Here is an 18,227-nt window from a genome sequence, read left to right as displayed (position 1 = left end):
TTTGCCTGTGCCACAAGCAAACTGAGGTATGCCGTGTGGCCGGCCACACGGCATACCTCGGCAGTGCTTGGGGGAGGAATGCTGGCGATCCGGGGCGCGCTCAGTCCTCGGAGAGCAGGCGCCAGGGGGAGAGGTTGAACATCCCGATGCAGCGCGTCGAGCGGTGGTGCGTCAGCACGCTCATCGACCCCGCGTCGAGGATGAGGTTCTGGCCGAAGCGAGGGTCGAGCCCGAGGAAGGTCGCGGTGAGCACGCGCAGCGCGTGACCGTGGCCAAAGAGGGCCACGTCGCCGTGCACGAGGTCGGGCCACACCTTGTCGATGACCTGCTGGGCGCGGGCGGAGACCTGCTCGACGGTCTCGCCGGGAGTGACGCCGGGACGCACGCCGTCGGCGAAGACCTCCCAGGGGCGACCGATCTCGGCGCTGATCTCGGTCGTCGTGATGCCCTCGTAGGCGCCGTAGTCCCACTCCCGCAGCAGCGGCTCGACCTCGAAGTCGCCGAGACCCGCGAGCTCTGCGGTGCGCCTGGCGCGCTGGAGCGGAGAGACGAGCACCCGCTCGAAGCGCTTCTTGCGCAGCACGTCGGCGAGCTCGCGCGCCGCTGACTCACCTTGGGGGAGGAGCGGCAGGTCGGTCGTGCCGGTGTGCTGACCGGAGAGCGACCACTCGGTCTCGCCGTGCCGGAAGAGGTAGATGTTGCCGGGGACGACACCGTCGGGGGAAGCCATGTGAGCAATGTATCGGCGCAGCACACCGGTGTCCTTGCGCCGAGGCGCGCGTCACGGCCGCCGTCTCGGGCACACTCAGCACATGGACCTGCCGTTTCGCCTCCTCAACGTGTTCTCGCTCAACGGTGATGCCTTCTCGGGCAACCCGCTCGCCGTCCTCACCGAGGCGAGCGCGCTCTCGGACACGCAGATGCAGGCGTGGGCCCGGCAGTTCAACCTCAGCGAGACCGCCTTCATCACCGGGCACGACGGCTCCGGCCGCGCGACGGTGCGCATCTTCACGCCCGGCCACGAAATGCCCTTCGCGGGGCATCCCACGCTCGGCACCGCAGCCGTCGTGGCCGGTCTGGGACCGCGGCCGCTCGACACGGTCACGCTCACCGTGCCCGCCGGCGACATCCCGGTGACCCGCATCGGCGAGGTCGGCTGGCAGCTGACCGCGCCGGCCGCGACGGTGCGCGAGGTGACCTCCTCGCAGGCCGAGCTCGCGGCTGCGCTGGGGGTCGATGCCGCAGCCGTCGTGCGGTCCGACGCTCTCTGGGTCAGCGCCGGCGTCGAGTAGCTCATCGTGCGGGTCGACTCGGCTGACGGCGTGCGGTCCTGCCGCCCCGACGCGGACGCGATGACCGAGCACATGACCTCGCCGGGTCGGCCGCCGCACGTCTACGTCTGGGCGTGGACCGGTCCGACATCGATCGAGGCACGCCTGTTCTATACCCAGGACGGCGCCGTGCACGAAGACCCTGCCACCGGGTCTGCGTGCGCCAACCTGGGCGGCTGGCTCGTGCACCAGGGCTCGCGTGACGTGTCCGTCGCCGTCAGCCAGGGGGCGGCCGTCGGGCGGCCGTCCCTGCTGCTGCTCGAGATCGACGCCGACGGGGGAGTGCACGTCGGCGGTCGGGTCGACGTCGTGGGTGAGGGCACCTGTGTCGCCGGCGACGGGTCGGACGCCCCGTCCACCGAGGGCTGACCGTGCCCACCTGGATCGGCTTCCTGCGCGCCGTCAACGTCGGCAAGCGGCAGGTCAAGATGCAGACCTTGCGGGAGCTCTTGCAGGACAAGGGTTTTGACGACGTCGAGACGCACATCCAGAGCGGCAACCTCAAGGTGCGAAGCGCCACGCGCAGCGCCGCCCGCCTGGAGACGGACCTGCGCGCCCTCATCAGCGAGGCGTTCGGCTTCGACGTGCCGGTCGTCGTGCGCACCCCGGCCCAGGTGCGCCGGCTCGCGCAGGAGGCGGACGCGCTCGAGTCGCCGATCGCCGGCGCCACCCGCTACGTCATGGTGATGAGCGGCGAGCTCGACCCCGCAGGAGTCGACGCCCTGCATGCCTGGGACGCCGAGACCGAGGCGGCCCGCGTCCTCGGCAACGACATCGTGCTCTTCCTGGCCGCGGGAGTGCAGGCCGCGAAGCTGACCAACGTGCGCATCGAGAGGCTCACGGGCGGCGTGGGGACCGCCCGCAACATGACGGTCGTGCGTGCCCTCGCCGACAAGTGGGGTGCGTGAGGCCGCGCGCGCCTGGGTGACCGGGCCGACGGACCGCCACGACTGCGCGCCCTCGCCGTCGCCACGCCTGACCAGCACGACTGGCACAGGGTCGTGGCGGTCCGTCTGACCGGCCGGCGTGAAGCAAGGTCAGGCGCGGGCGCGGCGCACGAGCTCGAAGCACACGACGGCCCCCGCCGCCGCGACGTTGAGCGACTCGACGCCAGCGGCCATCGGGATCGACACCCACGTGTCGACGAGGTCGGCGACGTCGGGGGAGAGGCCCGCCGTCTCGCTGCCGAGCACGAAGGCCACGGGCTCCGGAAGGTGCGCCGTGAAGAGGTCGTCGTCGCCGTCGGCATCGAGCCCGACGACGTGGAAACCACGCTGCTTGAGCGCCGCGACCGCCTCGCCGGCCGTGAAGGCCTTGAGGATCGGCGCCCGGAAGGCGACCCCGGCCGAGGCCTTGACGACGAGCGGGTCGATGGAGGCGACGCCCCGACGGGGCACGACGATGCCGTCGAGGCCCGCCGCCGTCGCCGTGCGCAGGATCATCCCGACGTTGGCCGGGGTCGTCAGGCCGTCGAGCACGAGCACGCTGCGCAGGGCGGCGTCGTCGAGCGCGGCGTCGAGCGGGCGCATCCGGGGCGCGACGACGTCGGCAAAGACGCCCTGGTCCTGACGGCCGTTGCCCGCGAGCTTCTTGACCCGCTCGGGGCTGGCGAGCTGCACGTCGACCCCCCGTCGCCGCGCGGCCGCCCTGATCTCGCGGATGCCCTCTCCGCGGGCACCCTCGGCGACGACGACCTTGTCGACGACGAGGGTCTCGTCGAGCAGCACCTCGTGCACGGGGTTGCGACCGTAGACGGTGATGAAGCGGTCCTTGGGCGAGATGTCAGCCGTCACCGCAACAGGATGTCACGCTCCGACCGGACCTCCGAGGACGAGGTCGAGCATCCGCACGTGCTCGCCTCGCAGGCGCGTCCGGGCCTCGTCGACGTCGAGGAACTCGGCGGTCAGCACCTCGCCGCCGTCGGGTCGGGGCTCGGCGCCGGGCGGCACGGTCGCCGACAGCAGCACCTCGATGCGTCCCTCGAAGCCCGACCGCACGCGCACGACGGTGACGTGGGCGACCTCGAGCCCCGTCTCCTCACGTACCTCGCGCGCAAGGCCCTGCTCCCACGTCTCGCGCCGGACGGCATACCCCGACGGCAGCCCGCACGCGTTGCCCATCCAGTAGCGGTGCTCGAGCACGAGCACCCGACCCTCCGGGTCGAGCACGACGCCGGTCAGGCCGACGAGGAAGGTGGCGTTGCGCCAGCGCACGAGGCGCCACTGCAGCCGGCCACCGGCGCGTCGCCACAGCCCGGCGGCCGCCGCGTGGGCCTGCTCCGTGATCCACACGCCACCACCCAACCACGTATGCCGTCCGCCTCCTCTGGGCCGTGGCATGGGGTCGTGGCGTGGGGTCGTGGCGCGCGGTCGGCGGCTGACCGGGCCGGGAATGCCCATCGACGCCTTCGTGTTGGTATGGTTGAATTCTCAATCACAAAGGAGCTGGGACCATGCAGTTCGGCATCTTCACCGTCGGCGACGTGACCACCGACCCCACGACGGGCCGCACGCCGACCGAGCACGAGCGCATCACCGCGACGATCGCCATCGCCAGGAAGGCCGAGGAGGTCGGTCTCGACGTCTTCGCGACGGGGCAGCACCACAACCCGCCCTTCGTGCCGTCGGCCCCGACGACGACGCTCGCCTACATCGCCGCCCAGACCGAGCGGATCATCCTCTCCACGTCGACGACCCTCATCACGACGACCGACCCGGTGCGCATCGCGGAGGACTACGCGACGCTCCAGCACCTGAGCAACGGCCGCATGGACCTCATGATGGGCCGTGGCAACACCGGCCCGGTCTACCCGTGGTTCGGCAAGGACATCCGCGACGGAATCCCGCTCGCGATCGAGAACTACGCCCTGCTGCACCGGCTGTGGCGCGAGGAGGTCGTCAACTGGCAGGGGAAGTACCGCACTCCGCTCCAGGGCTTCACCTCGACGCCCCGCCCCCTCGACGGCATCGCGCCGTTCGTCTGGCACGGGTCGATCCGCAGCCCCGAGATCGCCGAGCAGGCCGCTTACTACGGCGACGGGTTCTTCTCCAACCACATCTTCTGGCCGGCCAGCCACACGCGGCAGATGGTCCAGCTCTACCGCCGCCGGTTCGAGCACTACGGCCACGGCAGCGCCGACCAGGCCATCGTCGGCCTCGGCGGACAGGTGTTCATGCGCAAGAGCTCCCAGGACGCGGTGCGCGAGTTCCGCCCCTACTTCGACAACGCTCCCGTCTACGGCCACGGACCGTCGCTCGAGGAGTTCACCAGCCAGACGCCGCTCACCGTCGGCAGCCCACAGGAGGTCATCGAGCGCACGCTCGCCTTCCGTGACTACGCCGGCGACTACCAGCGCCAGCTCTGGCTGATCGACCACGCCGGCCTGCCGCTCAAGACGGTGCTCGAGCAGCTCGACCTGCTCGGCGAGGAGGTCGTCCCCGTGCTCCGCAAGGAGTTCGCCGCGCTCAAGCCGGCGCACGTGCCCGACGCGCCGACCCACGCCAGCCTCGTCGCGGCAGCGGGCGGTGCCCACGACGTGACCGTCCACGCGCTCGACGACGTCACCGGCGCCTCGCCCGAGCCCACCACCACGCCCACCCTGGAGGTGTCGAAGTGAACCCGTTCCACCTCGCCGTCATCACGGCCGGCGTCACGCAGCCGTCCTCGACGCGCCTGCTCGCCGACCGGCTGACCGCCGCGACCGTCGCGGCGCTCGCACCCCGCGAGGTCGTCGTCGAGGTCATCGACGTCCGTGACGTCGCCCACGACGTGACCAACAACGTGCTGACCGGTTTCGCGTCGCCGGAGCTGCAGGTGCGCCTCGACGCCATCACCGAGGCGGACGCTGTCATCGTGGCCACCCCCGTGTATGCCGCGTCCTACAGCGGGCTCTTCAAGATGCTCGTCGACGTGCTGCCCCAGGACGCCCTGCGCGACACCCCGGTGCTGCTCGGCGCCACGGGCGGCACGGCACGGCACTCGTTGGCGATCGACCACGCGCTCCGGCCGCTCTTCGCCCACCTGGGGGCGCTCGTCGCGCCCGTTGCGGTCTTCGCCGCGAGCGAGGACTGGGGCAGCACCGACGCCGGCCGCCTCGGCGAGCGCATCGAGCGGGCCGGCCGCTCCTTCGCCGGCCTCGTCACGGGACAGCCCCGGGTCGAGCGTGTCGACCCCTTCGCCGACGTCACGCCCTTCGAGTCGCTGCTGACCGGCCTGCGCAGCTGACCCGCGCGCCCTGCGGGCCAGCGGCGCCTGACGAGCCAGCCCACAGGGCAGACTGCTCGGCATGACCGCAGAGCCCTCGGGCCCGTCGCTGGCCCGGCGCCTCACCACGCCCGACGCCGTCGTCATCGGCGTCGGGTCGATGGTGGGGGCCGGGCTCTTCAGCGCGTTCGCCCCGGCTGCGGGGGCGGCCGGGGCGTTGCTGCTGCTCTCGCTCGGCGTCGCGGCGCTCGTCGCCCTGTGCAACGCTGCGTCGTCGGCCCAGCTCGCCGCGCAGTACCCAACCTCCGGCGGCACCTACGTCTACGGTCGCGAGCGCCTGGGCCCGTGGTGGGGTTTCGTCGCCGGGTGGGGCTTCGTCATCGGCAAGACGGCGAGCTGCGCTGCCATGGCGCTGGTCTTCGCGGCCTACCTCGTGCCCGATGCCTGGCAGAAGCCGGTGGCCGTCGGGGCCGTGGTGGCCCTCGCCGCGGTCAACTACCGCGGCATCACGCGGACCGCGCGCCTCACGAGGGTCATCGTCACCCTGGTGCTCGTCCTGCTGGCGGTGGTCCTCGTCGCCGTTGCCGTCGCTGGGGCACGACCGGACCCAGTCGACCTCGTCACCGGCGCGGTCGGTGCCGGGGGAGTGCTGCAGGGCGCAGCGATCCTCTTCTTCGCCTTCGCTGGCTACGCCCGCATCGCGACCCTGGGCGAGGAGGTCGTCGACCCCACCCGCACGATCCCCCGGGCGATCCTCGGCGCCTTCGCGGTCGTCGTGCCGCTCTATGCCGTCACCGGTGTCGTGCTGCTGGGCGTGCTCGGCGTCGACGCGCTCGCCTCGAGCCCGGCGCCGCTGCGCGCTGCTGCCGCGACCGTCACGTCGGGCGCCTGGCTCCAGTTGGTCGTGGTCGTGGCCGCTGCCGCCGCCACCCTGGGCGCCCTGCTCGCCCTCATCGCGGGGGTCGGGCGCACGGCGCTCGCCATGGCGCGCGAGGGAGACCTGCCACGGCCCCTCTCCGCCGTCCATGAGCGGTATGCCGTGCCCCACGTCGCCGAGGTCACCGTCGCCGCCGTCGTGTGCGTCCTCGTGCTCGTCACCGACCTGCGGGCGGCCATCGGCTTCTCGTCCATCGGGGTGCTGACCTACTACGCCGTCGCCAACGCCTCCGCCCTGACCCAGCAGGAGCCGCACCGCCGCTATCCCCGGCTCGTGCCGGTCGTCGGGCTCCTCGGGTGCGTCGTGCTGGCGCTCGCCGTGCCCGCGACCTCACTCGTCGCGGGCATCGCCGTGCTCGCCGTCGGGCTGCTCGGCCGCCTCGTCGTGCGGCGTCGCACGACCTGAGCGGCCGGCCCCACCGGCTCATCAGGGGGAGTGCTCCCCATCGACGGGTCGGGCGCCGTCACCTAGCGTGAGGCCTTGTCGAGGTGGCCGAGGTGGTCGAGGAGGAGGCGGCGATGCTCTATCGCAAGGGGGGTGACCCCGAGGTGCTCGACCGCGTCGCCGGCGAGCTGGCGACGTGTGCGCGCGAGGTCGAGTCGGTGCGCGCTGCCGGCACCGAGGCGCTGGCCGTGATCCGTCGGTCGTGGGGTGGCGCCGACTCCGACGCCGTCCAGGCCGAGTGGCGCCGCTCTGCGGTGGCCCTCACGACCCTCACGACCTCGCTCGAGACGCTCTCGGTCCGGCTGCGCGAGAACGCCCGGGCCCAGCGCACGGCGAGCACCATGGCCACGGCGGCGCCCGCCCTGCTCCCGAGCGCGGTGCCCGGGTCAGCGGGCCTGTTCCCCGATCTCGGCGGCGCCGGGTCGGCGGGAACGGGTGTCGTCGACGAGCCGAGCATCGCCGACGACACCCGGGGCACGACCCCCCAGGACATCGACCTCGAGCTCGCCGAGCTGGCAGCCGGGGTCTACGACGGTGAGGGCAGTGAGCACTTCGACCCGGTCAGCGATGCCGAGCTGATGGCGCTCGGCATCGACCCCGGCTCGCTCGAGGGGCCGGGCGGCTTCCAGGCGGGCATCTACCGTGACGCGGACGGCGGCTACGTGCTCGCCTTCGCCGGCACCGACCCCGCCAGTGTCGAAGACTGGGGCACCAACCTCCAGCAGGGCGTCGGCGCCCTCAGCGGTCAGCACGGTCAGGCCATCGGGCTCGCCGAGCAGCTGTCCCGCGCGGTCGGCTCCGACAACGTCGTGCTGACCGGGCACTCGCTCGGAGGCGGGCTGGCGAGCACGGCCTCGGTGGCCACCGACCTGCCTGCCGTCACCTTCAACGCGGCCGGGGTACACCCCAACACCGTGGTCGCCGCCGCCCTCGTGGGCCAGGAGAGCCCGGTCATCGCGCCCGACCAGGTGCGCAACTATCACGTGCGCGGCGAGGTGCTGACGACGCTGCAGCACCCTCTCGGCTCGTTCACCGACCACGTGCCGCTCATCGGCGACAACATCCTGCCCAACGCCCTCGGCACGCAGATCGCGCTCGACCCGGCCCGGGGCCCCGAGATCGAGGTCTCGCCGTGGGACCTCACCAACCCGGTCGGCTTCGTCGTCGACACGGCCATCGACATCGGTCGCTACTCCGTCGACCAGCACGGCACGCCGTCGGTGCTGGACGCCATGGAGGCCAGCGACCACTTCGGCCGTCGTTGAGCCAGCCCAGCCGCCAGCGACTCAGCCGTCGACGGCCCGGTCGACGGCCTCGAGGTCGGCGGGCTGGGGCGCGGCGACGTGCCCGGCGTAGTCGTCCTCGTGACGCCTCAGGAAGACCTTAATGTAGGGGCAAAGCGCGACGATCGTGCGGCCCGCCGCAACCGTCTGGTCGAGCGCTGCGGACGCCAAGCGGCCGGCGAGACCCTCACCCTCACGGGCCTGGCTGACCTCGGTGTGGAAGAAGACAACCCGCTCCGCCCGGCCCTCGGAGGCCGGCACCACGGCATACCGTGCAACGCCGATGAGCCGGCCCGCGTCGCGCAGCTCGAACGCGCCGGCGGCGGGGTTGTCGACGACCTCGATCGTGTCCACGTCCTCACTCATGGCGCCAGCATGGCAGGGTGGGCCCATGGCGAGGTACTTCGACGTCCACCCGGTGGACCCGCAGCCCAGGGCGATCGGGCAGGCGGTCGAGATCCTGCGGTCCGGCGGCCTGATCGCCTACCCGACCGACTCGTGCTTCGCGCTGGGGTGCTCCCTCGACAACCCCGAGGGCAAGGAGCGCATCCTGCGCATCCGCCAGCTCGACGACAAGCACCACTTCACCCTCGTCTGCTCGGACTTCGCCCAGATGGGTCAGTTCGTGCAGCTCGACAACTCCGTCTTCCGGGCCATCAAGGCCGTCACGCCGGGGCCCTACACGTTCATCCTCCCTGCGACGAAGGAGGTGCCGCGGCGTCTGCTCCACCCGAAGAAGAAGACGGTCGGCGTGCGCATCCCGGAGCACCCGGTCGTCCGTGAGCTGCTCAAGGCGCTGGGGGAGCCGATCCTGTCGAGCACGCTGCTCATGCCCGACGACGACGAGCCGATGACCGAGGGCTGGGAGATCAAGGACCGCCTCGACCACGTCATCGACGCCGTCATCGACTCGGGGGAGTGCGGGCTCGAGCCGACGACGGTCGTCGACTTCTCCGAGGGTGCACCGGTCGTCACCCGTGTCGGTGCGGGCGATCCGAGCCCCTTCGAGTGACGCCATGGGTGCCGACCGCGTGCACCTGACGGGCACTCCTCCGCGTGGCCCCTGTCGCACCCGGCCGCACTGCGCTTCAATCGGCCCATGAGACCCCGCACCGGGCCGACGTCGGAGTCGGTCTCCTCCCTCCTGGCCGATCTCGACGAGCAGGAGCGCGAGACCATCGAGCTGCGCCTCGAGCGCTGGTCCGACGACCTCGTCGACGCCCTCACGCTGCTCTACCCAGGGCACGATGTCTCGGCCCTCACGCTGCGGCTCGTCGAGACCGCCATCGCCGGCTTCCGGGCGCGCGAGCCCGAGCTGCGGCACCTCGACCAGCGCCGCCTCCTGCGACCCGACTGGCTCCAGCAGCCCGACATGCTCGGATACGCCTGCTACACCGAGAGATTCGCCGACAACCTGGCCGGCATCCCGAGCCGACTGCCCTACCTGCGCGACCTCGGCGTGACCTACCTGCACCTCATGCCGCTGCTGCAGCCGCGCGAGGGTGACAACGACGGCGGCTACGCCGTGCAGGACTTCCGCACGGTGCGCTCCGACCTCGGTGACGTCGACGACCTGCGCGAGCTGACCCGCACGTTGCGCGGTCACGGTGTCTCGCTCGTGCTCGACCTCGTGCTCAACCACGTCGCCCGCGAGCACGAGTGGGCCCGTCGCGCGCGAGCGGGGGAGGCGCGCTACCGCGACTACTTCCACGTCTTCGCCGACCGCGAGATGCCGAACGCCTACGAGAGCACCCTGCCCGAGGTCTTCCCCGACTTCGCCCCCGGCAACTTCACGTGGGACAACGACCTCGACGCCTGGGTCTGGACCACCTTCAACGAGTGGCAGTGGGACCTCAACTGGGCCAACCCCGACGTCCTCGTCGAGCTCGCCGACGTCGTGCTGCATCTGGCCAACCTCGGGGTCGAGGTGCTGCGTCTCGATGCGATCGCCTTCACCTGGAAGCGCCTCGGCACCAACTGCCAGAACCAGCCCGAGGTCCATGCCGTCACCCAGGCGCTGCGCACGGTAGCGCGGATCGCCGCGCCGGCGCTCGCCTTCAAGGCCGAGGCGATCGTCGGACCGCGCGACCTCGTGCAGTACCTCGGGCAAGGGCGTCACGCGGGCCGCGTGAGTGACCTCGCCTACCACAACAGCCTCATGGTGCAGGTGTGGTCGATGCTCGCCACCGGCAGCACCCTGCTCGCCAAGCAGGCCCTGCGGGCCCTGCCCACAACGCCCCCCAACGGGACCTGGATCTGCTACGTCCGCTGCCATGACGACATCGGCTGGGCGATCGACGACGGTGACGCGGCCGCCGTCGGGCTGAACGGCTGGGAGCACCGCCGCTTCCTGTCCGACTGGTATGCCGGGGACTTCCCGGGCTCGTGGGCGCGTGGCCTCGTCTTCCAGCACAACCCGGCCACGGGCGACAAGCGCATCAGCGGCACGGCGGCGGCCCTCGTGGGCCTCTCGGAAGCGCCCGACGCCGACGCCGAGGGAGCGGCCCTCGCCCGGCTCTTCCTGGCGCATGCGATCGTCGCCGGCTGGGGCGGCATACCGGTCGTGTGGAGCGGGGACGAGCTCGGCCTGCCCAACGATCCCCGCTGGGCCGACGAGGCGGGCCACGAGGACGACAACCGGTGGGCGCACCGGGTGCGCATCGACTGGACCGAGGCGGCCTCGAGCCGCGACCCGAGCACGCGTGCCGGGCGCGTCTTCCAGGGTGTGGCGCACCTCGCCCGCGTGCGGGCGGGGCTGCCGCAGCTGCACGCGTCGGGGGCGACGGAGGTGCTCAGCGACACCGAGGACGGGGTGCTCGCCGTGCGGCGCGCCCACCCGAGCGGGTCGATGGTGTGCGTCTACAACGTCACGGGGGAGTGGCGCCACGTCGGCATCGACCTCTTCGCCGCCGCGGGCCTTCGCGAGCCCGTGGACGCGATCGGCGGACACGCCGTCTATGCCGGCCCCGACGGCCGGGTCGCCCTGAGCCCGTATGCCGCCTGGTGGGTCGTCGAGGCCCCCTGAGCCCACTCTTGATAAAGGTTGTCGGCTAACCTTTATCAAGGAGGTGAGGATGAGCTCCGTGACCTGGCCCGCGCTCGGCAGCGCGACGGTGCCGTGGCAGCCCGTCGAGGGTCTCTTCGACCTGTCGCGGCGCGCCCTGCGCTCGACGCCGCTGACGTATGCCGCCGCGGTCGTGCCGCCCATCGCCGGCGTGCCGCTCGTGCTGGGCGGCGACCTCGCCGCCGACCTCGACGACGCGACCCGGCTGCTGGCGACGTTCGATGCCGGGGGAGCGGGGGAGATCGCCCCGTTCGCATCGGTGCTGCTGCGCTCCGAGAGTGCCGCGAGCTCGCAGATCGAGAACCTCACCTCCTCGGCTCGGGCCCTCGCCGAGGCCGAGATCGGCGAGGGCTCGCGGGCCAACGCCGCCGTGATCCTGGCCAACGTGCGCACGATGCAGGCCGCCCTCGACCTCGCCGGGCACCTCGACGAGGAGGCAGTGCTCTCCATGCACCGCGCTCTCATGTCACAGCAGTCGGTGCACGCGCCCGGCGCGTGGCGCGAGCAGCAGGTGTGGGTGGGCGGCTCCCCCCTGCACCCCGGCGACGCGCACTACGTGCCGCCCGTCGCGGACGACGTGGCGGGCCTGATGGCGGATCTCGTGCGCTTCATGGACCGTGACGACCTGCCACCCCTCGCCCAGGCCGCCCTCGCGCACGCCCAGTTCGAGACCATCCACCCCTTCACCGACGGCAACGGCCGCACGGGCCGGGCCCTGCTGCACTCGGTGCTGCTGCACACCGGGGCGATCCACCGGGTCACGGTGCCGATCTCGGCAGGGCTGCTGGCCCTGCGTGACGACTACTTCGCGGCTCTCGGCGCCTATCGCGCCGGCGATGCGGAGCCGATCCTGCGCTGCGTGGCCGAGGCGGCCCGCAGCGGCACCCACATCGGTGAGCGCCTCGTCGCGACCCTGCGCGGCGTGCGAGAGGAGTGGGCCGGCCGGTTGACGGCACGAGCCGGTTCCGCGTCGTGGGCCCTGCTCGACCTCCTCCTGCGCCAGCCCGTCGTCACGGCACGCGTCGTCGCCCGTGAGCTGGGCGTCACCGCGCCGACCGCGCAGTCAGCCCTGCAGCGGCTCGTGGCCGACGGCATACTGCTGGAGTCCACCGGTCACCGACGCAACCGGGTCTATCGGGCGCCTGCGGTGCTCAGAGCACTGGACGCATATGCCGCTGGGCTGGGTCGGCGTGCGCGCTGACGAATTCGATTGTGCTGCATGACTATTCGCCGGTAATCGACATTATGCAATGCGTCCCGGGCATGACCGGCACACCACCGGCGCACCAGCGCCGAAGCACGGGTGCGCCGGTGGCGCGGGTCGCGGTCGATTACGGCGTCTTGTCGAGCAACCGGATCTGGATCGCCTCGATGCGCAGACCCCGGCCGGTCGTGCCGGCAGTCGCGCCGTTCTTCACCCACGGCATCCAGCCCACGCTCTGCACGTGCACGCGGTAGCCCAGGTCGAAGTTCGCCGCCAGCGTGCTCGTGAGCCTCAGCTGCACCGCCTCGAGCCGGAGCGCACGCCCGGTCGTGCCGACCACTGCGTTGGTCGCCCCCCAGTCCGTCCAGCCGATGCTCTGCACGTGGGAGTTGCCCTGAATGCCGCCAGCAAGGCTGGTGTTGACGATCTGGAAGCGCAGAGCCTCCACGCGCCTCGACTCCCCGGTGGTGCCGGCGATCATGCCGCCCGACACTGCTGCCTGCCAGCCGATCGATGCGGCGTGGGCCGCGAACCTGAAGGTCGGCAGGCTCGAGCCGTACGCCTTTGCCAGGTAGTCGACGCGGCTCGTCGTCCAGCTCTCGAGGGCCGCCACGCCGGTGCTGAAGGTCGTGGGGCCGTAACCACGCGAACCGGCCCAGATCTCGAAGTTGCGCTCCGCCGACGCGGTCAGGTCCGCCTTCAGGTTGTCGACCTGCGCCTCCATGATGTCGGCCTGAGGCCGGACCGTTGACGTGTAGAGCGCGTTGGCCTTGGCGACGAACTGCGGATTGCGCATGAGCTGTTCGAACCAGTTGTGTGTCTTGCTGCGCAGGTAGGTGGTGGTCTTCGCGTAGTCAGAGGTGGGGTCTCCGCCCCAGCTGTGGGGCGTGAAGTTGCCGAGAGCGAGGTCGAAGTCCCACACGGGGCCGGCGTGCAACTTGTCGCTCGGGCCGTTCCTGTAGAAGAACATGCTCGACCGGTTGAAGTCGTAGTTCTCTGCGATCTCGTGAACGAAGTAGTACTTCACGAACGAGTCGACATCGATCATCGAGCTGATCTTCGTCCAGTCCGGGCTGGTCGCGTAGAGCGCCGCCTCGAAGGTGTTGATGTAGGACTTGGTGCTGGCCCATCCGGCCGCCTGATCCGCGGTGAGCGTGTCACCGATGCCACCGGGCGCATCCTTGAGCGTGAAGATCCGCTTGCTGGTGGCAGTGGTGAAGTAGAACGGCTCGGCAGTGCCGTAGTTCTGGTCCAGCTCCACGAGGTTCGCCTGCGGATCAGTGAGGTTCACCCGAGTCGGACCGACCTCGACCTTCTCGGTGAGAAGGTAGTTGCCCAGAATGTGTTCACCGTCCGCGTCGGTGATCTTGACGTCGACGAAGCGCGACTCAGGGGAGTACGCAAGGTTCACGCCACGTGCCAGGTCGTAGGTCAGCTTGTTGCGCATCAGGGACGGGTCCGTGTGATTCGCGAGCAGGATCCAGGTCCGCGTCGACTCCATGCCGAGCGGGGCCACCGCCGTCTTGAACTTGATCTGGTAGGGCTTCTTGTCCAGCGTCCAGGTGTAGTTGCCGCGACCCTTGATCGTGGCCAGGGCATCCACGATGTCGTTGGCCGGGGTTGACCCGTCGACCAGGTTCACCGTCGCGCCCACAGAGTTGTCCTTGGAGGCGTTGAGGTAGTCGAGGTCGTTCTTTGTGGGATCGACGTCGGTGAGGTCGATCGCCACGATCGGAAGGTTGCTGAGGGGAACCGGGGCCACCGCGGTGATCGAGGCGGCCGCTGGTGCGGTGGACGCCTGCGCCACGGCGGCCGTGCCCGGCAGCAGCAGAGTGATGGATGCCAAGGTCGCTAGAAGACCTCGTCGTCGGATGTTCATTTGTGTTCCTCCCCTATCGTCCGTTTTCGGACGATCTGAACTGCAATGTCGGCTGTGATGTGCCCCCAAAGAGATCCGGCCCCTCGGATCACTCGCTTCGAAGGCTATGTGCGTAGGTGGCGGTGCGTGTCCGAATGGCGGAATGTGAGATGAAGGAACAGCCGACCGGGTGGTAGGTCCCGAGCGCCCCGGAGTAACGGTCGCCCAGCCCTGCAGCCGCGGAACCCTGCGCTCCACGCCACGGCAGAGCACCGGCGAACAATCCCGACCATGCTGCGGGCGGTCGTCTCGTCACCGCATCCTCACGCCATAGCGCACCGTAGAGCGGCAGGACGGCTTACTCCTCGGCCAACTCACCGAAACGTCTCTGAATGCGCGCCAGTCACTCCGCGCTGCTCATTGGTCGAGATCCCTTGTCACGCAATGTTCCTCAGTGCTGGTGCGATCGAGCAACACCATGACCTCGTGGTGCTCGGTCTGCGGAAACATGTCGAAGAGCCGAGCCTGCGAAGCAGCGTAGGAGGGCAGCCGCGCAAGGTCTCTGGAGAGGCTGTCGACGTTGCAGCTCGAATAGACGACGTGCTCGGCGCCGGATCGCTCGAGCCAGTGCGCCAGCTCGGGACCGATGCCGCGACGGGGCGGGTTGACGACGACGAGCGCCCCGGGGCCGAGGGAGCGAAGGCCTGCCACGTCAGTCACGTCACCGACACGAAACGAGATCTCTGCCAGCCCGGGGTGAGTTGCTCGAAGCTCACCGGCAGTGTGGTCGGCGCTGGTCACCGCTTCGGGCGACACCTCGATCCCGATGACCTGGGCAGGCCCGCTGTCGCCGAGCACCGCGCTGTGGAGCGCGAATCCGCCAACGCCGCAGTAGAGGTCGAGGACTTTCGTCGGGCGCGCCGTCGAGATCCATTGCTGCGCTTGACGATAGAGGCCAGCGGCCACATGTGTGTTGGTCTGGAAGAAGCTGTTGGGACGTAGGCTGAGAGTGATCTCGTTGACCTGCATGGGCAGAACGTCGGCCTCGGTCAGCACGAGCTCCGTGTCTCCTTCGAGCACCGCCTTGTGGTCGGGCTGGAGGTTGACCGAGACGACGACAGCCTCGGGCAACCGCTCCCTGATGACGGCCAGGCGCGATCTCAGCAGCGCCAGCTGCTTCTGGGACCGCAGGACGAAGCGCAGCATCACGGCGCCGGTGGGGGAGTGGGTGACGATGAGGTGCTTCAGCTCGCCTCGGCGTGCCGGAACGTCGTAGGGCTCCAGCTGCAAGTCGTCGACGAGGCCGGCGAGGCGTGGGATGAGCTCATGAAGCCCGGGCTCGTAGAGCCCGCAGTCGCGCAGGTCGACGCCGCGGCCCGCCGGGTCGAGGATGCCGAGCGTCACGGCGCCGGGGTCACCGCCCACGACGAGCTTGGCCTTGTTGCGGAAGCCGGACTCAGGGGAGACGAAGGCGGGCAGCCACGTCGCCTCGGGCGCACTGTCGGACAGCACAGCGGCGCAGTGCTGCTGCTTGTCAGCGAGCTGGACGGCATACGGCACGCCCATGAGTGCACACGAGCGGCATCGGTGGGCATCGAAGTAGTCGCAGTCCATCGCACCAAGGCTACGGCTCGCGCGACGACGGGGTTGTCAGGCCAACGGTCGGCCCCGCTCGCCGTGGATGTCGCGTCGCTCGTCAGGACGTCCTGGGAGCCAGGACGACCCTGACGGCCTCGACTCGCTTCCCCTGTCCCGTGGTTCCAGCCGTCTGCCCGTTCGCGACGTAGGGTTGCCATCCGATGCCCTGGACGTACGCGGAGTAGCGAACCGAGAAGCGAGTGGCGAGGTCGCCGGTGAGCTTGATCTCGAACGCCTCGAGTCTCCGGCTCAGGCCGAGAGTTCCGATGAAGGACTGCGACGTCGTCCAGCTCATCCAGCCGATGCCCTGAACGTGGCCGCGGTACTGGACGTCACCGCTGTACTTGCTGCCATTCACGTTGAGCTGCAGGGCTTCTACCCGCAACGACCTGCCGATCGTCCCGCTGGTCTGTCCGTCATGGACTGGGGGGAGCCAGCCGAGACTCTGGACATGGGAGCTGTAGACCGCAGAAGGCTGTGCCTGCACCTTTTCCAGCAGCCGCATCTGGATCGCCTCGACACGCAGCCCCTTGCCGACCGTTCCAGCCGTGGCGCCGTTCTGCACCCAACGCATCCAACCGCGATCCTGCACGTTCACGCGGTACTCGATGTCATACCGCGCTGCGAGCTCGCCGGTCAGTCGCAACTGGATCGCTTCAAGACGCAGAGACCTCCCGGTCGTGCCGATGGCGGTGCCAGGACTCCGGTAGCCCGTCCAGCCGATCGACTGGACGTGCCCATTGCCCTGGACGGTTCCGCTGAGGCCGTTGTCGTACAGTGCCAGGCGAACGGCCTCGAGACGCAGGGCCCGGCCTGTTGTCCCGGCGACCATGCCCGATGTCACCGCCCCTTGCCAGCCGATGGTGGACACGAAGGACGCGAAGCGGAGCACCGGCATCGCCTGGTCGTAGGAGCGAGCCAGATGCTGGACCCGCTGCACGACCCAGTTGCGCAGATAGGCGACCTCACCCTCGTAGGTGTCACTGATGAGGTGCCCCGTTGATCCCAGGGTGGACGGTTCACCGAGTACGTCCCAGATCTCGAAGTTCTCCGCGGCGGACTGCGTGAGGTGGTCCTCGAGGGCATCGATGTTCCCGGGCAGGGCGTCGACGTGGCTCTGGAGCTCGGAGGAGTAGACATCGTAGGCCCGCTGGATGAACTGCTCGTTGCGCGCGAGCTGCTCGAACCAGCTGCTGCGCTTGTTGCCCAGGACGCTGGAAACTCGCCCCCACTCACCGGTCGGGTCGGCCGCCTTCTCCGGGACGCGGAACTGCCCCATAGCCAGGTCGAAGTCCCAGACGGGACCGGCGTGGAGCACGTCACCGGGGCCGTCCTTGTAGAAGAACATGCTCGACCTGTTGACGTCAGGGTTCGCGCTGGTTTCGAAGATGAAGTAGTACTTGATGAACGAGTCGACGTCGATCATCTGGGAGATTGCGTTCCAGTCCGGGTCGGGCGCGTAGAGCAGCGTCTCGAGCTCGTTGATGTACGCCTGCACGTCCGAGTACGCCTTCTGGAGCACGGGTTCCGTGTCGAAGTCGTCGACGTCGATTGTCGCGTCGTTGAGGACGAAGACCGACTTGCTCGTCCCGCCGTAGAAGTAGTGGTCCTCCTCGGTCCCGTAGTTGTTGTCGAGCTCGAGCAGCAGACCCTCGTCAGTCTGCAGCTCGACGCGGTGCGTCCCGACCTCGGTCTTCTCGCAAAGGAGGTAGGTGCCGAGGTATGTGTCGTTGACGGTGAGGTCGACGAAGCGCGACTGGGGGGAATACGCAAGTCCGAACGAGTCAGCCAGGTCATAGGTGAGCTTGTTGCGCATGAGAGATGGGTCCAAGTGGTTCGCTAGCAGGACCCACGTCTTGTGCGTCTCCATTCCGAGCACACCGACGGCACTGTCGAACTTGATCTGGTACGGCTTCTTGGGCCGGTTCCAGGTGCTGTTCCCGCGGCCCTTGATCTCAGTGATCACCGCGTCGGCGAGGTCGAAGCCCGGGTTGACCGGGTCCACGAGGTCCAAGGTGGCGGCCGTCTTGTGGTCCTTGGTCTCGTTGAGCCACGCAAGCGTGTTGCCGTCGGCCAGCTCGATCTGCACATGCGGGAGGTTGCTGACGGCATCGGCCTGCGTCGTGACCTGCGTCGTCGAGGTCGTGGCCAGCCCCAGGGGAGGGGACCCTGCCTCGGCAAAGGCGGTGGCTGCTGGAAGAAGCAGAGCCGCGGTGGCAAGCACCGATACGAACCCCTGGCGGATCCTCATGTCGCACACCCTTC

15 protein-coding genes and 1 pseudogene are annotated in these 18,227 nt (G+C 69.9%); 9 read left to right on the top strand and 7 right to left on the bottom strand.

The features are described 5' to 3' along the window. Window positions 1-100: 100 nt before the first annotated feature. Window positions 101-730 carry a histidine phosphatase family protein gene (locus LG278_RS11005; RefSeq protein ID WP_404387000.1) on the bottom strand — a complete coding sequence of 210 codons (630 nt, stop codon included), beginning with the start codon at window positions 728-730 and terminating at the stop codon, window positions 101-103. A gap of 7 nt (window positions 731-737) precedes the next feature. Between LG278_RS11005 and LG278_RS11000 the strand changes: the two are divergent. Beyond that, window positions 738-1,700: pseudogene (locus LG278_RS11000) on the top strand (PhzF family phenazine biosynthesis protein). Between the two features lie 2 nt (window positions 1,701-1,702). After that, window positions 1,703-2,239 carry a DUF1697 domain-containing protein gene (locus tag LG278_RS10995; RefSeq protein WP_404386999.1) on the top strand — a complete coding sequence of 179 codons (537 nt, stop codon included), beginning with the start codon at window positions 1,703-1,705 and terminating at the stop codon, window positions 2,237-2,239. A 129-nt stretch (window positions 2,240-2,368) separates the two neighbouring features. On the opposite strand, the gene LG278_RS10990 is transcribed toward LG278_RS10995, so the two are convergent. Both LG278_RS10990 and LG278_RS10985 read right to left on the bottom strand, forming a co-directional pair. After that, window positions 2,369-3,124 carry a TrmH family RNA methyltransferase gene (locus LG278_RS10990; RefSeq protein ID WP_404386998.1) on the bottom strand — a complete coding sequence of 252 codons (756 nt, stop codon included), beginning with the start codon at window positions 3,122-3,124 and terminating at the stop codon, window positions 2,369-2,371. A 12-nt stretch (window positions 3,125-3,136) separates the two neighbouring features. Continuing rightward, window positions 3,137-3,622 (bottom strand): NUDIX domain-containing protein, encoded by a 486-nt coding sequence (locus LG278_RS10985; protein ID WP_404386997.1) that lies wholly within the window; start codon window positions 3,620-3,622, stop codon window positions 3,137-3,139. Window positions 3,623-3,783: 161 nt separating this feature from the next. On the opposite strand from LG278_RS10985, the gene LG278_RS10980 reads away from it, so the two are divergent. The 4 genes from LG278_RS10980 (at window position 3,784) to LG278_RS10965 (ending at window position 8,180) form a co-directional block, all read left to right on the top strand. Further along, window positions 3,784-4,947, top strand: a complete 1,164-nt coding sequence (locus LG278_RS10980) for an LLM class flavin-dependent oxidoreductase (protein WP_404386996.1) — start codon at window positions 3,784-3,786, stop codon at window positions 4,945-4,947. Further along, complete coding sequence (locus LG278_RS10975; RefSeq protein ID WP_404386995.1) at window positions 4,944-5,555, top strand: CE1759 family FMN reductase; 612 nt, start codon at window positions 4,944-4,946, stop codon at window positions 5,553-5,555. The genes LG278_RS10980 and LG278_RS10975 overlap by 4 nt, the downstream gene beginning before the upstream one ends. Before the next feature lie 61 nt (window positions 5,556-5,616). Further along, window positions 5,617-6,876, top strand: a complete 1,260-nt coding sequence (locus tag LG278_RS10970) for an APC family permease (protein WP_404386994.1) — start codon at window positions 5,617-5,619, stop codon at window positions 6,874-6,876. Between the two features lie 83 nt (window positions 6,877-6,959). Next, window positions 6,960-8,180, top strand: coding sequence for a WXG100 family type VII secretion target (locus LG278_RS10965; RefSeq protein ID WP_404386993.1), 1,221 nt, complete (start codon window positions 6,960-6,962; stop codon window positions 8,178-8,180). 21 nt (window positions 8,181-8,201) lie between these two features. Here LG278_RS10965 and LG278_RS10960 read toward each other — a convergent pair whose 3' ends face one another. After that, on the bottom strand, window positions 8,202-8,564 hold the full coding sequence (locus tag LG278_RS10960; RefSeq protein WP_404386992.1) for a GNAT family N-acetyltransferase: 363 nt from the start codon (window positions 8,562-8,564) through the stop codon (window positions 8,202-8,204). Window positions 8,565-8,589: 25 nt separating this feature from the next. On the opposite strand from LG278_RS10960, the gene LG278_RS10955 reads away from it, so the two are divergent. The 3 genes from LG278_RS10955 (at window position 8,590) to LG278_RS10945 (ending at window position 12,463) form a co-directional block, all read left to right on the top strand. Then, window positions 8,590-9,210, top strand: coding sequence for an L-threonylcarbamoyladenylate synthase (locus tag LG278_RS10955; RefSeq protein WP_404386991.1), 621 nt, complete (start codon window positions 8,590-8,592; stop codon window positions 9,208-9,210). 87 nt (window positions 9,211-9,297) lie between these two features. Next, the gene (locus LG278_RS10950; protein WP_404386990.1) at window positions 9,298-11,223 is read left to right on the top strand and encodes an alpha-amylase family protein; all 1,926 of its coding nucleotides are present in this window, start codon (window positions 9,298-9,300) and stop codon (window positions 11,221-11,223) included. A 49-nt stretch (window positions 11,224-11,272) separates the two neighbouring features. Further along, on the top strand, window positions 11,273-12,463 hold the full coding sequence (locus LG278_RS10945) for a Fic family protein (protein ID WP_404386989.1): 1,191 nt from the start codon (window positions 11,273-11,275) through the stop codon (window positions 12,461-12,463). 130 nt (window positions 12,464-12,593) lie between these two features. On the opposite strand, the gene LG278_RS10940 is transcribed toward LG278_RS10945, so the two are convergent. From LG278_RS10940 to LG278_RS10930, 3 genes are all read right to left on the bottom strand, one after another. Then, complete coding sequence (locus tag LG278_RS10940; RefSeq protein WP_404386988.1) at window positions 12,594-14,345, bottom strand: CotH kinase family protein; 1,752 nt, start codon at window positions 14,343-14,345, stop codon at window positions 12,594-12,596. A gap of 396 nt (window positions 14,346-14,741) precedes the next feature. Further along, complete coding sequence (locus tag LG278_RS10935; RefSeq protein ID WP_404386987.1) at window positions 14,742-15,938, bottom strand: methyltransferase domain-containing protein; 1,197 nt, start codon at window positions 15,936-15,938, stop codon at window positions 14,742-14,744. 82 nt (window positions 15,939-16,020) lie between these two features. Beyond that, complete coding sequence (locus LG278_RS10930; RefSeq protein WP_404386986.1) at window positions 16,021-17,967, bottom strand: CotH kinase family protein; 1,947 nt, start codon at window positions 17,965-17,967, stop codon at window positions 16,021-16,023. Window positions 17,968-18,227 lie beyond the last annotated feature (260 nt).

Origin of the sequence: Humibacillus xanthopallidus, from assembly GCF_044793955.1 — a bacterium.
Taxonomy (GTDB): Bacteria; Actinomycetota; Actinomycetes; order Actinomycetales; family Dermatophilaceae; genus Humibacillus; species Humibacillus xanthopallidus_C.
This window is presented reverse-complemented; position numbering and strand designations above follow the sequence as displayed.

Bases quoted from the DNA above. Each gene is read 5' to 3' on its own strand.
- LG278_RS11005 (WP_404387000.1), bottom strand. From the start codon at position 730: ATGGCTTCCCCCGACGGTGTCGTCCCCGGCAACATCTACCTCTTCCGG.
- LG278_RS10980 (WP_404386996.1), top strand. From the start codon at position 3,784: ATGCAGTTCGGCATCTTCACCGTCGGCGACGTGACCACCGACCCCACG.
- LG278_RS10970 (WP_404386994.1), top strand. From the start codon at position 5,617: ATGACCGCAGAGCCCTCGGGCCCGTCGCTGGCCCGGCGCCTCACCACG.
- LG278_RS10960 (WP_404386992.1), bottom strand. From the start codon at position 8,564: ATGAGTGAGGACGTGGACACGATCGAGGTCGTCGACAACCCCGCCGCC.
- LG278_RS10955 (WP_404386991.1), top strand. From the start codon at position 8,590: ATGGCGAGGTACTTCGACGTCCACCCGGTGGACCCGCAGCCCAGGGCG.
- LG278_RS10950 (WP_404386990.1), top strand. From the start codon at position 9,298: ATGAGACCCCGCACCGGGCCGACGTCGGAGTCGGTCTCCTCCCTCCTG.
- LG278_RS10945 (WP_404386989.1), top strand. From the start codon at position 11,273: ATGAGCTCCGTGACCTGGCCCGCGCTCGGCAGCGCGACGGTGCCGTGG.
- LG278_RS10940 (WP_404386988.1), bottom strand. From the start codon at position 14,345: ATGAACATCCGACGACGAGGTCTTCTAGCGACCTTGGCATCCATCACT.
- LG278_RS10935 (WP_404386987.1), bottom strand. From the start codon at position 15,938: ATGGACTGCGACTACTTCGATGCCCACCGATGCCGCTCGTGTGCACTC.